This is a genomic window from Vibrio sp. 1874, assembly GCF_033344395.1.
In the GTDB taxonomy this organism is placed as follows: domain Bacteria; phylum Pseudomonadota; class Gammaproteobacteria; order Enterobacterales; family Vibrionaceae; genus Vibrio; species Vibrio alginolyticus.
On record NZ_JAWPOR010000001.1, the window covers coordinates 254512 to 277765 of the forward strand.

The 23254-nt window shown below is 45.1% G+C and carries 16 protein-coding genes; 10 read left to right on the top strand and 6 right to left on the bottom strand.

Features of this window, described 5'->3' with window-relative positions:
• Positions 1-300: 300 nt before the first annotated feature.
• Positions 301-3009 (bottom strand): HTH-type transcriptional regulator MalT, encoded by a 2709-nt coding sequence (gene malT / locus R8N46_RS01160; protein ID WP_005374834.1) that lies wholly within the window; start codon positions 3007-3009, stop codon positions 301-303.
• Positions 3010-3743: 734 nt separating this feature from the next.
• On the opposite strand from malT, the gene R8N46_RS01165 reads away from it, so the two are divergent.
• From R8N46_RS01165 to R8N46_RS01185, 5 genes are all read left to right on the top strand, one after another.
• Positions 3744-6197: a glycogen/starch/alpha-glucan phosphorylase gene (locus R8N46_RS01165; RefSeq protein WP_053307964.1), complete on the top strand. Its 2454-nt coding sequence runs from the start codon at positions 3744-3746 to the stop codon at positions 6195-6197.
• Between the two features lie 117 nt (positions 6198-6314).
• A complete protein-coding gene (gene malQ, locus R8N46_RS01170) occupies positions 6315-8495 on the top strand; it encodes a 4-alpha-glucanotransferase (protein ID WP_318098213.1) in 2181 nt (726 codons plus the stop codon).
• Positions 8496-8727: 232 nt separating this feature from the next.
• Positions 8728-10971 (top strand): 1,4-alpha-glucan branching protein GlgB, encoded by a 2244-nt coding sequence (gene glgB, locus R8N46_RS01175; protein ID WP_171345592.1) that lies wholly within the window; start codon positions 8728-8730, stop codon positions 10969-10971.
• 136 nt (positions 10972-11107) lie between these two features.
• Entirely contained in the window at positions 11108-11782 is a 675-nt protein-coding gene (gene mtgA / locus R8N46_RS01180; protein WP_025998606.1) for a monofunctional biosynthetic peptidoglycan transglycosylase, read from the top strand.
• A gap of 180 nt (positions 11783-11962) precedes the next feature.
• Entirely contained in the window at positions 11963-14023 is a 2061-nt protein-coding gene (locus R8N46_RS01185) for an alpha-amylase (protein ID WP_115386836.1), read from the top strand.
• A 69-nt stretch (positions 14024-14092) separates the two neighbouring features.
• Here the strand turns inward: R8N46_RS01185 and R8N46_RS01190 are convergent, their stop codons facing one another.
• Together R8N46_RS01190 and R8N46_RS01195 are read right to left on the bottom strand one after the other, a co-directional pair.
• Positions 14093-14809, bottom strand: a complete 717-nt coding sequence (locus R8N46_RS01190) for a DsbA family protein (RefSeq protein ID WP_053349997.1) — start codon at positions 14807-14809, stop codon at positions 14093-14095.
• 96 nt (positions 14810-14905) lie between these two features.
• Entirely contained in the window at positions 14906-15193 is a 288-nt protein-coding gene (locus tag R8N46_RS01195) for a hypothetical protein (RefSeq protein ID WP_049872671.1), read from the bottom strand.
• 448 nt (positions 15194-15641) lie between these two features.
• Here R8N46_RS01195 and R8N46_RS01200 point away from each other — a divergent pair, with 448 nt between their 5' ends.
• From R8N46_RS01200 to R8N46_RS01220, 5 genes are all read left to right on the top strand, one after another.
• A complete protein-coding gene (locus R8N46_RS01200; protein ID WP_005374846.1) occupies positions 15642-16379 on the top strand; it encodes a nucleoside recognition domain-containing protein in 738 nt (245 codons plus the stop codon).
• A complete protein-coding gene (locus tag R8N46_RS01205; protein WP_005374849.1) occupies positions 16379-16846 on the top strand; it encodes a YjiG family protein in 468 nt (155 codons plus the stop codon). The genes R8N46_RS01200 and R8N46_RS01205 overlap by 1 nt, the downstream gene beginning before the upstream one ends.
• 9 nt (positions 16847-16855) lie before the next feature.
• Complete coding sequence (locus tag R8N46_RS01210; RefSeq protein WP_005374856.1) at positions 16856-17980, top strand: M20 family metallopeptidase; 1125 nt, start codon at positions 16856-16858, stop codon at positions 17978-17980.
• Between the two features lie 227 nt (positions 17981-18207).
• Positions 18208-18582, top strand: coding sequence for a YkvA family protein (locus tag R8N46_RS01215; protein WP_115386835.1), 375 nt, complete (start codon positions 18208-18210; stop codon positions 18580-18582).
• Positions 18583-18752: 170 nt separating this feature from the next.
• Positions 18753-19196, top strand: a complete 444-nt coding sequence (locus tag R8N46_RS01220; RefSeq protein ID WP_104980194.1) for a DUF6795 domain-containing protein — start codon at positions 18753-18755, stop codon at positions 19194-19196.
• 133 nt (positions 19197-19329) lie between these two features.
• Here R8N46_RS01220 and R8N46_RS01225 read toward each other — a convergent pair whose 3' ends face one another.
• The 3 genes from R8N46_RS01225 to R8N46_RS01235 form a co-directional block, all read right to left on the bottom strand.
• Entirely contained in the window at positions 19330-19794 is a 465-nt protein-coding gene (locus R8N46_RS01225; protein ID WP_225491615.1) for a DUF6795 domain-containing protein, read from the bottom strand.
• A 402-nt stretch (positions 19795-20196) separates the two neighbouring features.
• A complete protein-coding gene (locus tag R8N46_RS01230) occupies positions 20197-21501 on the bottom strand; it encodes a dicarboxylate/amino acid:cation symporter (protein ID WP_054576578.1) in 1305 nt (434 codons plus the stop codon).
• 389 nt (positions 21502-21890) lie between these two features.
• On the bottom strand, positions 21891-23156 hold the full coding sequence (locus R8N46_RS01235; protein WP_115386834.1) for a DUF1835 domain-containing protein: 1266 nt from the start codon (positions 23154-23156) through the stop codon (positions 21891-21893).
• Positions 23157-23254 lie beyond the last annotated feature (98 nt).

Below are 23254 nucleotides of genomic sequence, written 5' to 3' on the forward strand. Positions count from 1 at the left end.
TATATGAGATCTTGTGCCCAAAAATAAGTCTTTGCATTTTGGCATGATTAATGCATAATACTACTCGACCCTTCTTAAGCCGAGGGTCACCTAGCCAACTGACGTTGTTAGTGAATACAATTTGTTCACACTAAATATAAGCCAATCGCGATTATTGCGGTTGGCTATTTTTTTATATGAACAACGTTACTTACGTGCTTTGCAAATTGCACTTCTCTTACTGTCAGTCATAAAAAAGGGCTGACGTGTTACGCCAACCCTTGTGTTTTACTTTACGTTTTAACCCGTTTATCGAGCAGTTCAGTATCCCATCAACTGCAGCAAATTTTCAGCTGTCACAATGGCTTCTTTACGATTAGCAATATTAAGCTTTTGGTACAGGTTGCGAATGTGGGTTTTAATTGTCGTACCTGCCACATCCAGCTCTTGTGCGATTTGCTCGTTACTAAAGCCTGAATAAATCAGCCCCAGAACCTGCCATTCGCGTTGTGTTAATGGGCTGGTACGTACTAGCTCTGGCACATTAGGGTGATTCACCAACTTTTCAATAAAGTCTTCATCAAAGTGAATCGACCGGCTACGTTGATTCGATGAAATGTCCTTCATTAACTGTTGAGCACGGTGACGCTCAAGATCGCCCAGTTCATGGCGGAGGCTCAACTTCTCCAGCAGACCGCCAATGGTTGCACCATCAATCAGGAAGTTTCCGACCATGCCAGTTTGGTTCGTCATTACTAATGCTTCTTTTAACAGAGCCTTGGCTTGCTCCTCATCTTTTTGGCGAGCAGAAAGGACCGCTTCAACCACTAAGTTGCGATTAGTATCTGTGATTAGGTTAGTGCGACGAGCTTCACCTTGGAGGAAATCTAACGCAGCACGAGCGTCGGTATATTGGCCTAAGTTAATGTGGGCGCGGGCAATGTTACGCCATTGCAATTGAGAAAAGTGGTTGCATGCCGATTCAGGACGAACCGCAGTGTTGAGCCATTCTTGCATTGCATCGGTATTCCCGCGCGCTTGCCAAAATAGAATCAACGATAGTGAAGCGTTTGCAGTCCAATCTACGTGGTAAGTCGACTGTTTCATCAAGTGTTGGATGTGCTCAATGAATTTACCGGCTTTGTCTAATTCACCGCGTCCAATCGCAATACGCGCCAACATCGAATAGCTATGTAAGTGCTTGCTTGGTGAATGGTTTTCGAGAATTTGCAGACCTTTGTACGCGCATTCTTCCGCTTCATCAAGTCGGTTCCAGCACCAAAGTACTTGCGCGCGAATACGCAGCAAAAATTCATGAAGAGGAACATGCTGAAGCTGCTGATCTTCAATCAGACGGAATGCGGAATCTTGTAGTTCAAAGGCCGCTTGCACGTAACCTTGTGCAATTAAAATCTCGCTTTGCTGCAATATTGCCCATAACGCTTGGTGATATACCTGATACTGACGAGCTAGCTTTTCAGTTTGTTGCATCATCGGCAAAGCACGGTCTAGTTTACCTAGCACGTGGTTAACTTCACCAACAACCGAAGTCGCCACAATTCGGCTACGGTAAATAGTGTTATCAAGTTGGCTAAGCGCTAGCTCCGCTAATTCGAGAGCTTTTTCTGGTTGGTTACTGTTGATAGCCACTTGAGCAAGCAACGCGTTTGCTTGACCTTGATAATGAATATCTAACGCAATGTTACGCTTTTTGTGTTCCTCTTCCGCTTCTTCAAGCAGGTGGCCCACTTGGTTATAACGATGCTGACTTTGAGCCAACCATGCTCGGAGCATCGTAAGTTTTGGGTGGCTGAACAACAGATCATCGTCCAACTTGTTAATTGAGCTTTCCAGTGTGCTGAGTTCGCCTTGGTTAAACATCTTCCAGCCGAATTCGTTTAGGATCTCTACCACTAAGTCCTTATCATTCGATTTTTGTGCATGATGAATCGCTTGGTGTGGTGCTTTTTGTTGTAACCAAGCGATAGCAGCATTGCGGTGGAGATCTTTTTCTTGCTGAGGAATACGAGCTTGGCGCTCATGAGACAAAAACTCGCCAAATAAGTTATGGAACCGGAACCAGTTCTGTTCCCCTTCGAGCGGATAAATGAATAAGCCGTAACGGTTAAGCGATTCAATCATTCCCAGTGCATCTTCGCGTTGGGTAAGGGCAAACACTAGCTCATCATTGAAGTGGTCAAGCACGGATACTTGCATTAAAAAGTGACGAGTTTCGTGATCGAGTAAGTCAAACACTTCTTCGACCAAGTAATCCCACAAGTGCGCGTGATTGAACTGCGATACCGACTCTACAGTTTGTGCCAATGTGCGGTTTTGATGTTGGGCTTGTAATGCGATCAACTGCATCGCCGATGGCCAACCTTCAACATAGGTTCTGAGGCTGTTTGCCATGTCTTCGTCGATGCCATCGGCAATACGCTGATTAAAGAAGCGAGTCGTTTCTTCGGTATCGAACGCCAACATCTCGTTGCCGATTTCGATCATTAAATCACGAACACGTAAGTTTGCAGTGCCCAGAGGCGGCGCTGCACGACTGGTTACCACAACGGTGAGGTTGTCTGGCATGTGCTTTAAGAAGAAACGCATGGATTCATGGATTTCATCATTCGTGATTAAATGGTAGTCATCAAGTACCACGTAGCACTCTTGATGAAAGTCAGCCATTTCAGCGAATACTTCGCTAAATAGGGAGCGTAAAGACGAGATCTGACGTTTTTCCGCCAGTTTTTGTGCGTTAGCGCAACTGAAGTTGGTGGCTTTGTTTAATGCTTGAAGCAGATAGTTTACAAAGCGAAAGCCGTCGTTATCGCTGTCATCAATGCTGTACCAACCGACGTTTGGCTTATCGGATAGCCACTGCGCTGCCATTGTTGTTTTTCCGTAACCTGCTGGGGAGCGGAATAAAACCAATTTGTAGTAAGGCGCTTGCTGTAGTAAGTCCAACACTCGTGGGCGCACGATGGCATTGTGCAGGCGTCCTGGTCGAGTAAGCTTAGATGGAATCCACATTAGTAGTTATGTCCTTATTTATGTATACCCAAATGACAGCAACGTGATCATTCTAGTAAAGCCCCCTTGAAAGCCGTCTTACTGAATGATGTCATCAGCATCAAAAACACTGTTTGAATGCCGGATAATGTCGCTACTGTTGGGGCTTGCGTCCGTCTGAAAAACCATTCCATACGGTCACTTAGATATAAAAGCTAGCGAAAACTAGAAATAACTCACATCGCCTAATTCTAGTTTGTATAAAAAGCGTACAATCCTGTGAGCTGAGTGGGATGTTACGACATCAGAAATGTTCGTTACTTTGATCCACTTCCTAATTCTCAAGGGTTGATGGATTTACCATCAACTACGCCCTTTATTTGTGATTGTCGTCACTTAAATATCGTTTGTTTCGTTAGCGTTAAGATCGCGTTGCACATAGATTACGAAAAGTTCTTCTACGCTGACCGAGTTAATGTGACCGATATTACAATTTTCACATCATCAGATGAGTGGACTATAAAAAGCGTCATGAACGGGTTTTAACCTTTCTCACATTCCATTGTGATCAAAATCACTAAGAACTGGTGCAAAGTTCACTTTGTTGAGATTTGGATCACTAACCTAGCAATGGTACCCCCTCTACGCCCTCAGCCCTCCTCCTTCAAAGGATGAGAATTAGGAGGATGTTTATTCACAGAGGTAAATGCACGATGTATGGCAGATGAATTACCAAAAGACGTGAGAATTTCGTAATGAAACCTACTCAACAAAAACAATTTGACAAGAAGTCGTTCCAAGAAAGCGTAAAGAAACACCTATCTGTAACTTACGCTCATACGATTGAAAACGCAGACAGCCGCGCATGGTACCTAGCAATGGGGCATGCTCTGGCTGAATTTACTACTCTAGATTTGCTTGCGACAGAAGAAGATCCACGCATTAAAAGTGCGAAGAGCGTTAACTACCTTTCGCTAGAATTCCTTATCGGTCGTTTGACTGGTAACAACCTAATCAGCATGGGTCTGTACGAACAAGTAACAGAAGCAATGGCTGAACTAGGTTACAACCTAACTGATCTGCTAGAAGAAGAGCGCGACCCATCATTGGGTAACGGTGGCCTTGGTCGTCTGGCTGCGTGTTTCATGGATTCATGTGCGGCACAAGAATTCCCAACTGTCGGCTATGGTTTACATTACGAATACGGTCTATTTAAACAGTCATTCAAAGATGGTCGCCAGCAAGAAGCACCTGACGCATGGCGCGGTGTAGAAGGCTACCCTTGGGAAATTGCGCGTCCAGAACTTGCGCAAGAGATCGGCTTCTACGGTCACGTTGAAGTGATTAACGAGAACGGTAAAGAAGTTCGCAAATGGGTACCAGGCATGACAGTAAGAGCAATGCCTTGGGATCTTCCAATTGTGGGTTACGAATCAGACACGGTTTACCCGCTACGTCTTTGGGAATGTCAGGCGATTGCACCATTCTCACTAGCAAGCTTTAACAATGGTGATTACTTCGAAGCTCAGCACGCACTGATCGACGCAGGTAACATCACTAAAGTGCTTTACCCGAACGACAACCACGAGAAAGGTAAAACACTGCGTCTAATGCAGCAGTACTTCCACTCAGCAGCGTCTGTACGTGACATCCTACGTCGCCACGAAGCTGCGGGCTACTCGCTAGCGGATCTACCTAAGCAAGAGACTATCCAGCTTAACGATACACACCCAACGATTGCGATTCCTGAACTAATGCGCATCCTGATGGATGAAAAAGGTTTAACTTGGGAAGCGGCTTGGGAAATCAGCTCTAAGACATTTGCGTACACCAACCACACGCTACTTCCAGAAGCACTAGAGACATGGCCAGAGTCGCTAATCCAGCACCTGCTACCACGTCACATGGAGATCATTTACGAGATCAACCACCGCTTCCTACAAGACGTACGTGCAATGTGGCCGGGTGATGTCGCGAAGCAACAGAAGCTTTCTATCATCGAAGAAGGTTTCCACCGCATGGTTCGCATGGCAAACCTATGTGTAATCGGCTCTTACGCAGTAAACGGTGTAGCAGCACTTCACTCTGAATTGGTTAAGAAAGACCTATTCCCAGAGTTCCACGAAATGTACCCGACACGTCTACACAACGTAACGAACGGTATTACGCCACGTCGCTGGTTGAAGTTCTGTAACCCAGGTCTGTCTCAGCTTATCACTGAGAAAGTCGGCCCAGAATGGCCAGCGAAACTAGAGCAACTTGAAGGTATTGCGAAGTACGCTACTGACGCGACATTCCAAAAAGAATTCATGGCAGTGAAGAAAGAGAACAAAGAACGCCTAGCAACTTGGGTGAAAGAGAACATGGGTATCGAGCTCGATACTAATGCAATCTTCGATGTTCAAATCAAGCGTCTGCACGAGTACAAACGTCAGCATCTAGACTTGCTACACGTACTGTCTCTGTACCACCGTATTCTTAATGAACCAGGTTTTGAGTGTACGCCACGCGTTGTGTTCTTCGCAGCAAAAGCAGCACCGGGTTACCACCTAGCGAAAGAAATCATCTTCGCAATCAACAAGATTGCAGACAAGGTGAACAACGATCCTCGCATCGGTAACAAGCTGAAAGTGGTATTCATCCCTGACTACCGCGTGAGCATGGCTGAAATCATTATCCCTGCGGCTGACGTTTCTCAACAAATCTCGCTAGCGGGTAAAGAAGCATCAGGTACAGGTAACATGAAGATGGCGCTAAACGGTGCCCTAACTATCGGTACGATGGATGGTGCGAACGTTGAAATTCGTGAAGAAGTGGGCGATGAGAACATCTACATCTTCGGTCTAGACGTTGAAGGTGTGAAAGCGCTAAAAGCTCAAGGTTATAACCCATTTGACTACTACAACGCGGATCACCTACTCAAAGCGTCCATGGACCTACTACTGGGTGAAGAATTCACTCCAGGTCAACCGGGCCTACTACGTGCAACGTACGATAGCCTGCTGGATGGCGGTGACCCATACCTATGTCTTGCGGACTTCGCATCGTATGTGAAAGCGCACGAAGACATGAGCGAACAATATAAAGATCAAGCTGGCTGGGCGAAGAAGGCCATTCTTAATACCGCCCTTGTTGGCAAGTTCACGTCAGACCGCTCAATCCGAGACTACGTGAACAATATCTGGAAACTTGAAGCGGTGAAACGCTAATAGAACCTAGTTAAGACCAAGGTAGCCAAGCGCTACCTTTGGTCATTTTCCAAAAGAAGTTATTGATAACAATAAAACCCTACATGGAAGGTGTTGGTATTACCTTCGGAGAAAGCGATGAAAGAACAAACAGCATTAAAGAAAGTCGCGGAAATGGCGAGATTGGCTGATAGCTATGTCAGTGCTTGGGGAGATGAGGCTAAAGTGTCTGAGGAGACGCTACGCCGCTTGCTCGCTTCGCTTGGCTACGATACTAGCAGTGATGAAAAACTACTGGCTTCTGCTGAAAAGAAACATAAAAAAGACGTACTAGCCCCTGTTCTTGTTTTACGCGACGGCGAACCAGTCGAAGTGGAACTAAACCTAGGTACGAGTGCTCGTGAGAGTGAATTCAGCTGGCGTTTAGAAACAGAACAAGGAGAGGTACTTGAAGGCTATCTTCAGTCCCAAATTGTTCGTGATGAGCGTGCTGAGGGTGGCCCTCTAGTGTTTGCATTGCCAAAGAACTTGGCTTGGGGTTATCACAAACTGATCATCAGTCGTAAGCGTCGTAAAACACCTTACGAGATGTCATTGATCATTACGCCGAAAGCGTGTTTCAAACAAGACGATCTAAACCAACACAAAAAGCTATGGGGTCCTAGTATCCAGCTTTACACACTGCGTACTCAGCATAACTGGGGCATCGGTGATTTTGGTGACCTAAAACAACTGGTGAGTGATATTGCCTCTCGTGGCGGTGACTTCATTGGCTTGAACCCTATTCACTCGCTGTTCCCTGCGAATCCAGAAGGGGCAAGCCCATACAGCCCGTCTTCTCGTCGTTGGTTGAACATCATGTACATCGACGTAAGCTCTGTACCTGAATTCGCGCTAAGTGCAGAAGCACAACAGCGAGTGGGTAGCGCAGAGTTCCAACAACGTCTACAAAAAGCGCGAGACTCTCATTGGGTGAATTACACCGAAGTTTCACAACTAAAAATGAGCGTTCTTCCGCTGCTATTCAGTGAGTTTAAAGCTCGCCATTTAGACAAGAACACCGATCGCGCTCGTGCCTTCTTGGACTTTGTTGAAAAAGGCGGCGACAGCTTGCTACACCAAGCTGCATTCGATGCACTTCATGCTGATTTACATGCAGAAGATGCAAACATGTGGGGTTGGCCTGTGTTCCCTGAGAAGTACCGCACATTCGACGCAGCTGGTACTCAGAAGTACATTAAGGACAACCAAGATCGTGTTCACTTGTACATATACCTGCAATGGATCGCAGACGATCAAATCAAAGAAGCGCAAGCGCTAGCCGAAGAAAAAGGCATGGCTGTGGGTTTGTACCGCGACCTTGCGGTTGGTGTTGCAGATTCAGGCAGCGAAACATGGGCTGACGAAGGCGCGCTAGTATTGGATGCAAGCATCGGTGCGCCACCAGATGTACTTGGTCCACTAGGCCAAAACTGGGGTCTGCCTCCGCTTAACCCTCAGGTTTTAGAAGCGACTGGCTACGACGCTTACATCAAATTGCTACGTGCTAACATGAAGCATTGTGGTGCATTGCGTATCGACCACGTACTTGGCCTGCTTCGCCTTTGGTGGATTCCAAAAGGCGAGAAAGCGACAGAAGGCGCATACTTGTACTACCCAGTGGAAGACATGCTAGCAATCCTAGCGTTGGAATCTCACCGTCATCAGTGTTCTGTAATCGGTGAAGACTTGGGTACTGTACCTGATGAAATCGTTGATATCCTTCGTGATGCGGGTGTGCATTCGTACAAAGTCTTCTTCTTCGAAACATCAAAAGACGACGGTGGCTTTATTTCTCCGAAGCACTACGCTGAGCAGTCTATGGCTGCGCTGTGTACGCACGATATGCCAACACTACGCGGTTTCTGGCACTGTGATGACTTGAAGATGGGGCGTGAGATTGGTCTGTACCCTGATGAGCAGCAGTTGGAAGGCCTATTCGCTGACCGCTTGAAGTGCAAACAAGGCATTCTAGACAGTGTTCGCTGGCATGGCTATCTGCCAGAAGGCATTGGTCATGATGCTCAGTACGTGCCAATGGATTCATACCTAAGCGAAGCGCTGCAACTGCACGTAGCCGCGGGTGACTCTGCACTGCTTAGCGTTCAGCTTGAAGACTGGCTAGAAATGGATCAACCTGTCAATATTCCTGGTACGGTGGATGAGTATCCAAACTGGCGTCGTAAATTGTCGATGAACCTAGATGAAATCTTCAGCCGTGAAGATGTGAATCGTATTTCTAAACGCCTTACTGAAGTTCGCGCACAGGCGAGTAAGTAAGATGCCTAGAGTGGCGTAGATGGACGAGCTGATTACCAATTTTGTTAGCTCAGAGGTACGAAAGTTCCGTCTAGGTCACTCATTCCTAAAACACAATCCGTTAGGATGAAGTACCGTTATTATGCCCGCGACAATAGCGGGCATTTTTGTATTTTGACGCCGTTTACGCAACGAACGTGAGAAGCGGAGTCTTTTTGTGAGTTCACAACGTTGGCTGTGGAGAAACCGATGTTTGATTCAGATCTCTGGTCTTGAAAAGGATGTTGGCTCTAGGGAGAAAGATTTGAAAACCACCAAAACCAAGAAAATAAAGAAACAACACGAACGCGCATACGAACTGCTTGCTGAGGCGGCTTACTCAGATCCATTTGCGGCGCTGGGTCCATTCATTGACGACGAAGCTTCGCTGAGAGTTTGGATGCCGGGCGCAAACAAGGTTGAACTGCTTGTTAATGGTGAACCTCGCGTGGCGCTTGAGCGTGATGGCGACAGCGGTTTCATCTTAAAAGAGCAACGCGATTTACATCTGACCCACTACCGTTTAGCGGTCGATTGGAATGGTGTTGAACAAATTATTGATGACCCGTACCAGTACCACAATATCTACCAAGAGTACGAGCATCTGCATACGCCAAAAGACATGTATCACTACATGGGCGCGCACTTTGTCACGCTAGAGCGTGGCGGTGAAAACATCTCTGGTGTGCGTTTCCTTGTTTATGCACCACATGCATCTGCTGTTAGCCTTGTGGGTTGCTTCAACCAATGGGATGGCCGTCGTCATCCAATGCAACGCTTAGACTACGGTATCTGGGGCCTATTCATTCCTGGTTTGGAAGAGGGGGTACAATACAAATTTGAGCTCAAAGGGCCAAATGGGGAAGGGTTGCCACACAAACAAGACCCTTGGGGTTTCTACTCTGAGCAATACCCATCGTTCGCATCCATTACCTACGATCACAAGCGTTACCAATGGCAAGATGCGAAATGGCAAAACCGTGCAGTGACACAAAAGCGTGATGAAGCGTTATCGTTTTACGAGCTACATGCTGGATCATGGAAGCGCGACGAGAACGGTGATTTCTTGAACTACCGCGAACTCGCGGAGCAGTTGGTGCCATACCTTGTGGATATGGGCTACACCCACGTTGAGCTGATGCCTGTGTCTGAGCATCCATTCTATGGTTCATGGGGCTATCAACCTGTTGGCTTGTTTGCACCAACTAGCCGTTTTGGCTCACCTGATGATTTCAAATTCTTCGTGGATGCGTGTCACCAAGCTGGTATCGGTGTAGTGCTGGATTGGGTTCCTGCGCATTTCCCATCGGATGATCATGGTTTAGCGAACTTTGATGGTACGCCTCTGTTCCATGATCCAGATCCGCGTCGCGGTTGGCACCAAGACTGGAACTCCTACATTTACGATTTAGGCCGTGAACATGTGCGCCGCTTCCTTGTCTCGAATGCGCTGTACTGGTTTGAACAATTCCATATTGATGGTATTCGCGTGGACGCAGTCGCATCGATGCTTTACCTCGACTACTCACGTAGCCACGACCAGTGGGTTCCAAACGTCGATGGTGGCAACGAAAACTACGACGCAATCGCAACCTTAAAATGGATGAACGAAGAAGTGTACAAGCACTTCCCGAATGCGATGACGATTGCGGAAGAGTCAACGGCGTTTCCGGGGGTGTCTGCGCCAACCTTTATGGGTGGTTTAGGTTTTGGCTTCAAGTGGAATATGGGGTGGATGCACGACAGTCTTTCATACATCAAAGAAGATCCTGTTCACCGCAAATACCACCACAATACCATCACCTTCCCGCTGGTTTATGCGCACAGCGAAAACTACGTCTTGTCTCTCTCTCACGACGAGGTGGTGTACGGAAAAGGCTCTATCCATAACAAGATGCCGGGCGATGAATGGCAGCAAACCGCAAACCTACGTGCATACTACGGTTATATGTATGGTCAACCGGGCAAAAAGCTGAACTTCATGGGCGCGGAAATCGGTCAAACGGCGGAGTGGAACCACGATGATCAGTTGCAATGGTTCTTGCTAGAATACGAGCGTCATCAAGGCGTTCAAAAGCTGATGCGAGATTTGAACCACTTGTACCGAAATGAAGCTGCGATGCACGATCAAGATTGTGTTCCTGCTGGTTTTGAGTGGCGTCTACAAGACGAAGCGGATGCGAGCATCCTAGCGCACGAGCGTATTAGTAAAGAAGGTGAGCGTATTCTGATCATCACCAACTTTACGCCCGTACCACACGAGCGCTTTCGTTTAGGCGTTCCAAATGCAGGTCAATACGAACTGCTACTGAATACAGACGACAGCAAATACGGCGGCAGCGATTTTAAAGTGCTGACCAGTGTGAAAACGGAAAAAGTTGAAAGTGAATCACTGCCTCAATCACTTGAGCTTCGTTTGCCTCCACTTTCAACCGTGTTCTACAAGCTGCACAAATAATTTAGTCTAATCAAATTCTAAGCCCGTTTTACATTGTAAATCGGGCTTTTTTTGACCAAGTTTTCACTAACGATAAACAGACTGCATACTCTATACTTGCATCATATTGTTTTATTAAATCAGGCTAGGTCGGACTTTGAGAAAGATTAAATCCCTTCTGTTCAATATCTTATTGGTGCTTTTGCTTTTACCAGTGATGCTCGTTGGCATAGTGAAATACATCGATCCACCAATTTGGGGATGGAAGATCAGCCGCATGATTTCTCCTCCTGAAGGATTTCCTGAAGAGAGTCAAAATGAATGGGTGCCTTTGAGTGATATTTCTAAACACATTCAATTGGCTGTGATTGCGACAGAAGATCAAAAGTTCCCGACCCATTACGGAGTGGATTTTGATTCCTTGTTTAAAGTGATCTCAGAGTCTGGCGAGAACGGTCCCTCTCGCGGTGCGAGCACGATTACTCAGCAAACTGCAAAGAACGTGTTTCTGTTTCCTTCACACTCTTATGTGCGCAAAGCGTATGAACTTTATTTTGCTCTGCTGATGGAAGCAATGTGGAGTAAAGAACGCATTCTCGAAGTGTATTTGAATGTGGTGGAGTTTGGGCCGGGTATTTATGGGGCGGAAGCCGCTGCACAAAACTACTTTGGTATTCCAGCTAAACAACTTTCAACACGCCAAGCAGCAAGGCTTGCGGTGGTGCTGCCAAATCCGTATCGCATCAAAGTCTACCCTCAGACTTCTTACACCATCAGCCGCGTCAATTGGGCGATGAGACAAATGCGCAACCTAGGCAGCGTGCAGCTTTAAACTCCCTTTTATCCTGCTCGTAAATAGAACTACGCCCCAATAAAAGCAAAATGTGAAGCGTCACAAGCTTTAGGGCGTAGCCTTTCAGAATGATGTGCTCAGTTTTTCATCCATTTACTATTAGTGTGAATAAAACTACAACACGAATACTGCGCCTATGCGCAACCAATGGACTGAACGATGAAACTGAATCTGATTACGACGACCTTATTGCTTGCATCGGCAAGTGCCATCGCCGAGCCAAACATCACCATTTCTACCACGACCAACAGCCGTGACTTTCCTTTAAGTGCAGAGCAACCTTTGGTTGTGCCCTTAACCAAAGACGGATACACGCTCAAAATCACGGGTGTTGAAGGCGACTGTGTCGCGCCTGATGGTCAGAAGGTCAAATTCAACAAACCTATCGCGCTGAACTGCGGAAAACCAACAGAACTGCCGTTAAAAATCCGTTTTACTGGCGATTACTCTTTTGCTTTTGATGCGGAAGCCAAAACTCTACGCTTCAAGCGTGAACCTAAGAAAGCTGCCAAGACAGAATTCAAACGCCCAATCCCACAAGTGCAATGTGAGGTTTACCAAGGCGGCGAAGTCACCATCGCGCTGGGTGACAGTTTCCCCGATGGCACCAAGTTGCGTGATGCCTATTCTGGTCAAATGGTCGAAGTAAAAGATCAGCAAGTATCGCTGACACCAAGCAAAGATTCCGGCGGTTTGGTGCTACTAGAGCCAGTGAAGAAAACCAAAGAAGCAGTACCGTTTGATTACCGTAATGCCAACATTTACTTCGTGATGGTCGACCGTTTTAACAATGCCGATACCAGCAATGATAACAGCTATGGGCGCAAGAAAGACGGCAAAGAAGAGATTGGTACCTTCCACGGTGGTGACCTAAAAGGCGTGATCGAAAAGCTAGATTACATCAAGAGCCTAGGTACAGATGCAATTTGGCTGTCGCCAATCGTTGAGCAAGTGCATGGTTTTGTGGGCGGCGGCGATAGCGGCTCATTCCCATTTTACGCTTACCACGGTTACTGGACGCGTGATTTCACCAAGATTGATGAGAACTTCGGTAACGAAGATGACCTGAAAAAGCTGGTGGAAGAGGCACACAAACGTGGCCTTAAAGTATTGATGGACGCAGTAATCAACCACACCGGTTACTCAACGTTAGCCGATTTGCAATTTGATGGTATTGAGGTGTTAAAACCAAACGCTGAACTACCTAAGAAGTGGGGGGATTGGCAACCAAAAGCGGGTGAAAATTGGCATAGCTACCACCAGAATATTGATTACCAGAGTCCAAACTGGGCGAAATGGTGGGGCGGTGACTGGATAAGAACAGGTCTACCGGGATACCCAGTTCCGGGCAGCAGTGATATCACCATGTCATTGGCGGGTTTGCCTGACTTTATCACTGAATCAGACAAAGCCGTGAAGCCAGCTCAATGGCTATTGGATAACCCTGGCACTCGCGTTGAGGCGCGTGATAATTACACCGTCTCGGACTACCTAATTGAGTGGCAAACTGATTGGGTGAAACGCTTTGGTATTGATGGTTACCGTGTCGACACGGTGAAGCACGTTGAAGGCGATGTGTGGAAACGCTTGAAAGAAGAGGCATCAAGCAGCCTTGAGCAATGGCGTAAAGAGAACGGTAAGTCAGGTCAGCCATTCTGGATGATGGGTGAAGTATGGGGACATAGCGCTTATCGCAGCCCTTACTTTGACGATGGCTTTGACGCGTTGATTAACTTCGACATGCAGAAGAAGTTAGACAAAGGCGCGGCGTGTTTCAGCCAAATGGCAGACACTTACCAAAGTTACGCAGATACTATCGCCAATGAGAAAGACTTTAACCCTGTGAGCTACATGTCTTCTCACGATACCGAGCTGTTCTTCTCTCGCTTCAAAGATTACGGTATGCAGCGTAACGCCGCGAATGCACTGCTTCTGAGTCCTGGTGCTGTTCAGGTTTATTATGGTGATGAAGTTGGTCGTAACATTGGTCCTTACGCGGATGATTTCCACCAAGGCACACGTTCTGACATGGTGTGGAAGCTATCGGATGAGAAGCAAGCGCTACTCAAACACTGGCAAACCCTTGGTCAGTTCCGTAAAGCGCACCCAGCGATTGGTGCAGGTCAACATCAAGTGATTGAACAAGAAGGTGCGTATGTGTTCTCTCGCTCGCTTGGCAATGACAAAGTCGTTGTGGCGTTTGTGGGTCGCGAAAAGTAGTTAGAACTTCGTTTTAAGCCTAGATAGAAAAAGCCCTTCCTTGAGTTATCAGGGAAGGGCTTTGTTGTTTTAGTTCGCCAGTTCTTGGTCGATGACTTGTTCTAGCTCGTCAAACGGCACATAGCCAGGAATGACTTGATCATTAATGATCAACGCAGGCGTGCCGCGTAAACCAAGTTGCGTGAAATACTGATAGTTTTTATCAAGCAACGCCTTGGTCTCTTTGTCGTCGACAAGCTGCGCTTCTGTCCCCGTTTTTTTCGCGATTTGATTTAAGGAACGTGCGTCATGTGCGCCCGGTTTTTTCACCAATAACTCATGCACTTGTTCGTACTTATCTCGCTGGTTTTGCCAAACATTTAATGCGTAACTTGCCGAGTTGTAGCCGTTTTTCTCGTATTGTTCTTTAAAAGAGACATTGAGGTTAAGCACTTTTACCTGCGGATATTCCTTACCAACTTTGACCAGCTCTCCTTCTAAACGTTTACAAAAAGGGCAGCTGTAGTCTGTTACGTTAATAATGGTTAACTCAGGGTTTTCAGCACCAAAAGAGGAATGTTTGCCATCACTTAGATATTGACGAACCTCCTTCAAGGTGTCGCCAAATGACTGTTGATACGCAATGTACTCTTGAAGGTTTTGGTGCAATGAATCAAGAATTTGAGGGTTATCTTTTAGTATCTGATTAACTTCCTCTAGCTTTTGTTCTGCGGTCTTTTCTGATGCGAAAGATACGGCAGATACGATAGCCATCGTTAACGCCAAAAGTGTACGAGTGAATGTCATAATATTTCCTAAAACTTTTAAATTTCGTTGTTTGTTATGTGAAGTGAATAAAATATGCACAAAAGTCAGGCAGAAAGGTCTCTCGCCTTGCTGGCTTTATTCTCTAAACACGCAAAGTTTTAGGTGAACCCGATACTTTTCCGGTATCGGTTCTGTGTATTCCAGATAACGAATTGCTGTGGTTGTCATCGGCAGCGCCACAATCAAAGCAAACAGAAAAAATGGAATAAGAATATGATCAAACTGATGTTGGTAAGCTTGAACCAGCTTTTCTGAAAGGTCGCAAGATGGTGATAAATTCACACTCTCATCTTGCTGACTCTGTATTTGGTGAGCCTTCGGGCAGCTTTTCGAGAAACCAGAATTTTGGCTTAAGCATATCATCACCACCCAAAGCACGAGGGCGAGTGTCCATTTGGCTATTTTATATTGTGAGCGTAACAATGGGTCGTATAGTCCTGTTAATTCTGGTTTATGCCGTTTACATATGACCGGACCATCCTAACCTAAATTTCGTGGCTGAATGTTACTTTCGAGTTAATCGATATTGCCTCAATGCCAAAGTATGAAGTTCGTCATGAATGTTGTAGAAAGTAATATTCGTCAGAATCATTTGTTGGGTTGATAAAGAAGTCCCGAGGTATCGATATAGATTAAAATACCTAATTGTTAGAACAAACTTTCATTATCTTTCAATTGTGATTGAAATCATAAAACAAAACTTCATAACTGAGTCGCGATAATGTTCGGCAGGCGGATTGATTTTGATCATCTCTCTAGCACATTATTCAGGTGAACATATGTGTTAAGTTCCACATGTGTAGGTAATGTTATGAAAATTCCTGTTCAAACTGAGCGTAAAGTTACACTGGGGTGCTACGTTGCTCTGGCGTTTGCGGTTGTGTTCTTTTCTGGCCTGATGCAATCTAGCGAATGGTACGGTGTATTCGATTTTACAACGCTCAATGGCTCTTTCGGCAAGGTGGCGTATGGTGTCACCGAAACGGCTGACGGTGTGCAAGTTGCAACAACGTCGCTTCGCGGTACTGGTGGTAGCGGTGCTCGCGACGGTTTCATTTTCGCACTTACTTTGATTCCAACTGTTATGTTCGCCTTAGGTATGATCAACGTACTTGAGCACTACGGTGCACTTGAAGCAGCTCGTAAGCTTCTTACTCCTCTTCTACGTCCTCTAATGGGCATCCCTGGTAACTCTGGTCTGGCTTTAATTGCTTCTCTACAAAGTACCGATGCAGGTGCGGCAATGACGCGTCAGCTAAAAGATGAAGGTCACCTAACTAAGCGTGAAACGGACGTATTTACCATGTTCCAGTTCACAGCAGGTGCAACCATCGTGAACTTCTTCTCATCGGGTGCTGTGCTGTTCACACTGACGATGGCTGACGGCTCTCTAGCAGTAACGTCTTCTATTGGTTTAGCAGTTGTGGTGATGTTCGCATTTAAGATCATCGGCGCGAACCTGTTCCGTATCTACCTGAACATGACGGAAGGTAAAGAAGACAAGCAAGACCAAAACAAATCAGAGAACTTAAAAGAGGAGACGGCATAATGGGTGACGTTAAAGCGAAAAAACCAATGGTGACGGATATCTTCGTCGAAGGTGCTAAGAAAGGTTGGGTGATTGCGACTACCTCTACGGTGCCTAACGTATTGATGGCGTTCGTAATCATCAAAGCGCTGCAAATCACTGGCGCGTTGGATCTGATGGGCACTGTGTTTTCTCCAATCATGGCGGTGTTTGGTCTTCCGGGTGAAGCTGCAGCGGTATTGATCGGTGCTTGGATGTCGATGGGTGGCGCAGTGGGTGTGGTTATCACGCTGTTTGACCAAGGTATCCTTAACGGCACGCACATTGCGATTCTAGCGCCTGCCATCTACCTTATGGGCTCTCAAGTTCAGTACATGGGTCGTATCATGGGCCCAATCGGTACTGAAGGTCGTTACATCCCAGTTATGATTGCAATCTCAGTATTGAACGCGTTTGGCGCAATGCTGGTGATGAATCTGTTTGTCTAGGAGTGAGTCATGCAATTCTCTCTAAATGAATATCTAGAAGAGCTACGTCCGCTGATTAATGTGGATTGTGGCACTTACACGACTGATGGTATCGAGTTTATCGCTTCTCAATTTGAAGAGAAGTACCAAGCGATGTCAGGTTGGAGCGTAAAACGCATCGACTGTGGCAGAGCGGGCATCGGTCTTGAAGTTCGAAACAAGCCGGAAGCTGAGCAAATCGACGTAATGCTGATTGGTCACATGGATACCGTGTTCCCTGTGGGTACTGCTGAGCTTCGTCCAATGTCTCAAGATGCAGAGAAAGCCTACGGTCCGGGCGTCTCGGACATGAAATCTGGCTTGCTGAACATCGTATACGCGATGCGCAATCTAGACCAAGCGGTGTTGGATAAGTTGTCTATCGCTATCTGCATGAACCCAGATGAAGAGACGGGCTCTCTGGACTCTGTGGATTGGATTCAATCAGTTGCGAAAAACGCTAAGAATGTGCTGGTTGCAGAAGCAGCACGTGCAGACGGTGGTTTAGTGAAAGCGCGCAAAGGCATGGCTCGCTACAAAATGACCTTTAATGGCGTTGCTGCTCACGCAGGTAACGAGCCAGAAAACGGCCGCAGCGCAATCACTGAGATGGCGAATTGGATTCTGGCTGTCAATGCAATGACCAACTTTGAATCTGGTACTACGCTGAACGTCGGCATTGTTTCTGGCGGCAACGGTGCGAACATCGTCCCTGAGCACGCGGAAGCGATCGTGGATGTGCGTTTCTGGAGCAACGAAGAATACGATGATGTCGATAGCAAGCTAAATGGCATGCTGGAAACACCATTCGTTGATGGCGTGAGAATTGAGTTGGTTCGTGAAGCTTATAAGCCTTCTATGGTGCCAAGCCCACAAACAGAAAGCCTGATGATGCTAGTTGAAGAAGCCGCAAGTGAACTGGCGATCGACATCAACTGGAAAGAAGTAGGTGGTGGCTCTGATGCAAACAACACGGCGATTCTTGGTGTTCCAACTTTGGATGGTCTAGGACCTATCGGTGCGGGCTTCCACAGCGATCAAGAGTACTTGTTGCTTGAGTCTATTGAACCAAGTATCAAAATGTTGATACGTGTACTGGAGAAGATTGTTCAATAAGGCATTCTGCTTCTAAAGCTTGGCTCCCAAAGCTTTTGGTTTCAAAACTTTTGGTTTCAAAACTTTTGTTTTCCAAGACTTTTTGTTTCCAAGGCAATAATCCCCGGACTTCGGTTTGGGGATTTTTCTATCTGTGTTTCACTTTACTATCATTTCTTGTTATTAATCTTGCGTTCAGGTTCGATTTATTAATATGTTGGACATAGTCATAAATTTCGGAGGCAACGATGACCACAACAATGTCTGTAAAATCGGCGCCGAAAGACGCCAAAGATCAAACGATGCAAGCGCCAGATGAGAAAACATTCTGGCGAAAAATGAAAGGGTCGGTTAAGAAAGCGGGTGAAGAAATTGCCGTAATGGGCATAAAATCATGGCTCGCGATGGCAGATTCCAACACCTCTGTTCGCCACAAGGCTATTTTAGGTGGCGGACTGGCTTACTTCGTCCTACCAACAGATATGGTGCCAGACGTACTAGCTGGCGTCGGTTTTACCGATGATATGGCGGCACTTACCTTAGCCGCGAACTCAGTCGGTAATGCCATCACTAAAGAACACGAAGCACAAGCTAGAGAAAAACTGAATTCGATGGTGGAGTAGGTATGGCCCATCAAACATGTTCTATGTTTGGTTTAGCGCAAACAAGAAATTGTTATTTTTAACATTTACTCAAAGCACACGAGCTCGTCACAATACGTTTTTCCGTAGTAGATTTGCTCGATTTGAAAGGGTACTTTCAGATTCAAGTTTTTATCTAAGAGAAACCTTTCATGTACAGGTATACGCCAGATATTATTGGTATGCTAACTTTGAACGGAAAACCGTTGTCATCTCAATTAGTGGTCCTCCGAGTCGGTGTGCGTGGAACCATTCATGAGTTTCAAACTATTACTGATGCTAACGGATCGTTTGCCTTCCCTGTATTTGAAGAGCATGAGTCTCAAGACTTATTGAACTTAGATCAGAAATACGTGCTCGTTTTCCTGAAGACTCATCTAGCAAATGGAGAAGAGGTGACGATATGGGAGTCTTCAATTGATGGTTATGAGACTTATGAGTTTGCTAGAGAAAATATGGGAAATTTGAATTGTGAAGTAACCAATGAAGTTTACTACTTCGCTTTTTCTTATTTTGGAAATGGTGAAGATGATACTTATGTGTACAGTCAGTGCAAACTAACTGGTTATGTAGAATCAGGAGTATACGAAAGTTAAGTAGTGAATTACTTTAGAGAAATATTCTGCGAATTAGCACTTTGATTGATATGTTTAAACTTGATTGAGGCGTGCAGGTATAGCTTTTTCTTTTAAAGAACTTTGAGTTTAATAATCATCACAATCATAAACTCTATGAAAAATGTCTTTTATATAAAAATCCATTTAAATTGCAGTTGCTAATAACCATTAGATCTCCAGCATTTTCTAGATTGATATTCTTGAAAAAGTATCGAAACTCGGTATCTTCAAGCTCACAGTAAAGATTACTTAAGTTGTCCTCTATAAATATAGGTGGTGAAACGTAGTTTAACTGAGACTCCCAAATATATTTCTTTTCTTCATTTATATAGGTATATATTCCGATATATGAATATGTTTGATTCAAAGCTGATTCTTTGAACCTTTGAGCATGTATGACTGGTTTAAAGTGAAATTCACCTAACTCATTAGTACTTGAACTCCTTTTGTAATTATTTTTTAAAAAATTAGCTTCTAAGTAAACCGTTACATTTTCTAGAGGTCTTTGATCAAGAACTAAAGTACCTTTTACCTCTGGGCTTAATGTATATTTAAATTTCTTAAAAAAATCGAACATACTTTCGTTGAAACCTAATGCAAGTATTGGAAGTGAGAATATGAATAAAAAAGACTATTTTTAAACATGAAATTATGATGTATGTATCTTAGTACCAACTTAATTATCAGACTACTATCTATCGCGATTTGGTTTTGAACTTTAATTTGATAATGGAATTTGTATCTCTATATGATGAAAATGTCCCTTATATCATTTTCAAAGTGATAAACATAGGCGAGTTATCTTAACCCTCTAGATGAACTAATATAGAATCTAACTACTGACCTATTAGTAATTGAAACAACCTCGGGGGACGAGAATTTTATCTAAACCTTTTTGATTTCGGGTTAATTGGAAATAAAAAACCACCTTAGAGTAAGGTGGTTTTTGCTTAGACAGGATAATTTAACTTGGAAGTATTTAAGCTTCCGCGCGCTTCAGATGCACTTCTTCTTCGGCTACGCCTGCCATTGGGTCGTTGAAGCGAGCTTCATCCAATGCACCTTCTGATTTCGCAACGATGACGGTTACAGCACTGTCACCAGTGATATTTACCGCGGTACGAATCATATCAAGAAGACGGTCAACACCCATGATGAGCGCGATACCTTCAAGCGGCAGACCAACTTGGTTCAATACCATAGCAAGCATGACAAGACCCACACCAGGAACACCTGCGGTACCGATAGACGCCAGAGTTGCCGTCATGATAACCATTAGGTAATCGCCCATAGTTAAATCAATATTGAAAGCTTGAGCAATAAACGCAGTTGCTACGCCCTGCATGATCGCCGTACCGTCCATGTTCACGGTTGCACCAAGTGGTACTGTGAACGATGATACACGGTTCTCAACACCCATGCGGTGCTTTGCTGTTTCCATTGTCACTGGAATCGTCGCGTTCGATGATGCTGTAGAAAAAGCAAACATGATCGCGTCTTCCATCTTACGTAGGAACGTAATTGGGTTTAGACCTGTGAAACCTTTTAACATTAAGCTGTAAGTAACTAGACCGTGTAGGACAAGCGTACCAGCCAGTACTAAGAAGTACTCTGCCAGATTGACGATCGCGCCCAGACCAAGACCAGTAAATAGCTTCGCCATTAAGAAGAACACCCCATAAGGCGCCAAGTTCATCAAAATCGCGACCAGTTTCATGATCACTTCATTCAGATCAGAGAAGAATGCTGCGATGCGTTCGCCTGGTTTACCCGCTGCACTGATCGCGATACCGAATAGCACGGCGAACACGATAACTTGCAGAGTTTTACCTTCTGCCATTGCGCTGATTGGGTTGGTCGGGAACATATCGATGATCACCTGACCTAAAGATGGCGCTTCGGCTGATTTGAATGAACTTGCTGCCGTTAGATCTGCCCCTGCCCCTGGCTGGAATAGAGTACCCATAGTTAGAGCAAGCGTAATCGCGATAGCCGTTGTCGTAACGTAGAAAGCGAGGGTTTTACCGCCCATGCGACCCAGTGTAGAGAGGTCTTTGAGAGAGCTAGTACCACAAACTAACGAAACAAATACTAGCGGTACAACAAGCATTTTTAAGCTGGCAACGAAGATCTGTCCACCAACTTCGAATAATCCATTAACAATGTATGCGTCGACAAATCCGTTGTCGGCAAAAAGTGTGCGAATTGCAAATCCTGTCAAGATACCCGCAACCATACCTAAAATTACGCGGCTGGTAAGCGACATCGGTTTCTTGGTATTCATGAGAACACTCCTTATAGTTATGCACCTTGAGTTCACTTCAAAGCGGCGAGCAGATTAGCAGCGGAGTGAGAAAATACGAAAGAATAATCCTCTAAATGGTTAATAGATGTGAACTTTATCACTAATAAAAATGGGATTTTAACCAAATATTAACGAATTGGCCGGATGAAAAGTTTGTATTTTAACACTTTTATCGAATATACAACCGATAACAAAGAGGATTTACAATAAATTTTAATAAGAGATAGAGTGCATACTCTCTTTGAGTGGATGCATTTCTGCATAACTATTTAAGTTATATTCAGGCTAGCGGTCGCTTCTTTAGGGATAATTTAGTATTGAGTGTTCATCAGAGCCAACGAACCCGTTATGCTTTCATATTTGTCAACTCAATGATGGTTGGCAAGTGTAGTTAGTTGGAGGTGATCCCAGCTCCAATAACTTTGACTGGTATTTTTAATCCCTCCAACCCAATAGCATTGTTTCGCTCGTATTAAGCCTTCCAAACACTGCTTGCCAGCCTCAGTGATACGGACGCTTTGTTCCCACCAGTGCCTTTCACGTGACTCAATCGTGATCAAAGGTGTTTGACACTGTGCTAGAGGGAGGAGTAACGCGTAAAACATCACGTCTCCTAGGTAAGGAAGAGGTTCTAGTTGTTGATATTGCTCAAACCAATCTTTGATGGGAATTGAACGATTTTGCGAGTTCAAAACCTTTAGTGCGAGGTGTTGTGTCAAGCTCAATCCAGTTTGTGAATTAGGTAACTCTTGCAAATGGCGTTTAAGCACGTTGAATATATTGGGCAAGCAATCCAGGTTATGCTGCTGAATCAAATTAATTATGGAAATAGGTGTCGGTGATGTAATAGCGTGCCAACACCGTTTAGCCTGACTGAATAATTTTGCTGTCACAGGTTTACGGTATCGCCAACAAGAACGAATAGCTTCTTCAGGCAACTGCCCAAAGCCGATGAATCGTTCAGTGCCCGGGAACTGGTTCAACTCAATGACCTCTATCACTTTATTCTCTACATTCTCTAACTGTGTTAGAGCACGAATTAGCATCAATTGATCATAACTGTCATGTTCGACCCAAAAGACGATTCGTTCAAATACATCACTTTGCAACAGATCGAGGTTTGATTGTTCCAATGTGACTATATCTTGAACCGAGTCTTCACGCTTCATCACAGGCAGCAGAGTCTCTACGACATATTGGGCACGAATGGCAAGGAAGTTCTGTGGTGTTGCTGGTATGGGGCCAATACAAAGCGGATCGATCAGGGCTAAAAATGCCCCTTCAAATCCGCTGGCTTTAAGTTGTTGTTGAATGTCGTGGCCACAACGAACGTGTAGCGTTTTTACTTTTGCATCTAGGGGCGGTTTTTGTTCTTTGATGGCTAGTTTGTGCGCTTCTAGCTCTTCGACATGAACTTTTAGTTTACTCCAACTGGATAAGCCCAGTTCTCTTGCGAGTGCATGTTGAACGTCAGCCAATTGAATTGTATTGGGAGCCAAAGATTCTGGTTTGGAGTGAAATCGCTTAACTAACTCCAACGTGGCGTCATCGTATAGGCGGATAGCTTTGAGCCTTTTTTTAGCAATGGATTTTTGCTGATTGATATTGATCGAGAAGCTATTTGTAGAGTTCATATTTCACCTTTCTTATTTCTTCCACACTCGCCTATATAGAAGCTAAAAAGAAGGTAAAAACAGATTGTGCCTGCTAAACCAAGCAGGTGAGGATATTG

Excerpts from the sequence above, each read along its gene's own strand:
- malT (WP_005374834.1), bottom strand. The coding sequence starts at position 3,009 with ATGTGGATTCCATCTAAGCTTACTCGACCAGGACGCCTGCACAATGCC.
- R8N46_RS01165 (WP_053307964.1), top strand. The coding sequence starts at position 3,744 with ATGAAACCTACTCAACAAAAACAATTTGACAAGAAGTCGTTCCAAGAA.
- malQ (WP_318098213.1), top strand. The coding sequence starts at position 6,315 with ATGAAAGAACAAACAGCATTAAAGAAAGTCGCGGAAATGGCGAGATTG.
- R8N46_RS01185 (WP_115386836.1), top strand. The coding sequence starts at position 11,963 with ATGAAACTGAATCTGATTACGACGACCTTATTGCTTGCATCGGCAAGT.
- R8N46_RS01190 (WP_053349997.1), bottom strand. The coding sequence starts at position 14,809 with ATGACATTCACTCGTACACTTTTGGCGTTAACGATGGCTATCGTATCT.
- R8N46_RS01195 (WP_049872671.1), bottom strand. The coding sequence starts at position 15,193 with ATGATATGCTTAAGCCAAAATTCTGGTTTCTCGAAAAGCTGCCCGAAG.
- R8N46_RS01200 (WP_005374846.1), top strand. The coding sequence starts at position 15,642 with ATGAAAATTCCTGTTCAAACTGAGCGTAAAGTTACACTGGGGTGCTAC.
- R8N46_RS01205 (WP_005374849.1), top strand. The coding sequence starts at position 16,379 with ATGGGTGACGTTAAAGCGAAAAAACCAATGGTGACGGATATCTTCGTC.
- R8N46_RS01210 (WP_005374856.1), top strand. The coding sequence starts at position 16,856 with ATGCAATTCTCTCTAAATGAATATCTAGAAGAGCTACGTCCGCTGATT.
- R8N46_RS01215 (WP_115386835.1), top strand. The coding sequence starts at position 18,208 with ATGACCACAACAATGTCTGTAAAATCGGCGCCGAAAGACGCCAAAGAT.
- R8N46_RS01220 (WP_104980194.1), top strand. The coding sequence starts at position 18,753 with ATGTACAGGTATACGCCAGATATTATTGGTATGCTAACTTTGAACGGA.
- R8N46_RS01225 (WP_225491615.1), bottom strand. The coding sequence starts at position 19,794 with ATGTTCGATTTTTTTAAGAAATTTAAATATACATTAAGCCCAGAGGTA.
- R8N46_RS01230 (WP_054576578.1), bottom strand. The coding sequence starts at position 21,501 with ATGAATACCAAGAAACCGATGTCGCTTACCAGCCGCGTAATTTTAGGT.
- R8N46_RS01235 (WP_115386834.1), bottom strand. The coding sequence starts at position 23,156 with ATGAACTCTACAAATAGCTTCTCGATCAATATCAATCAGCAAAAATCC.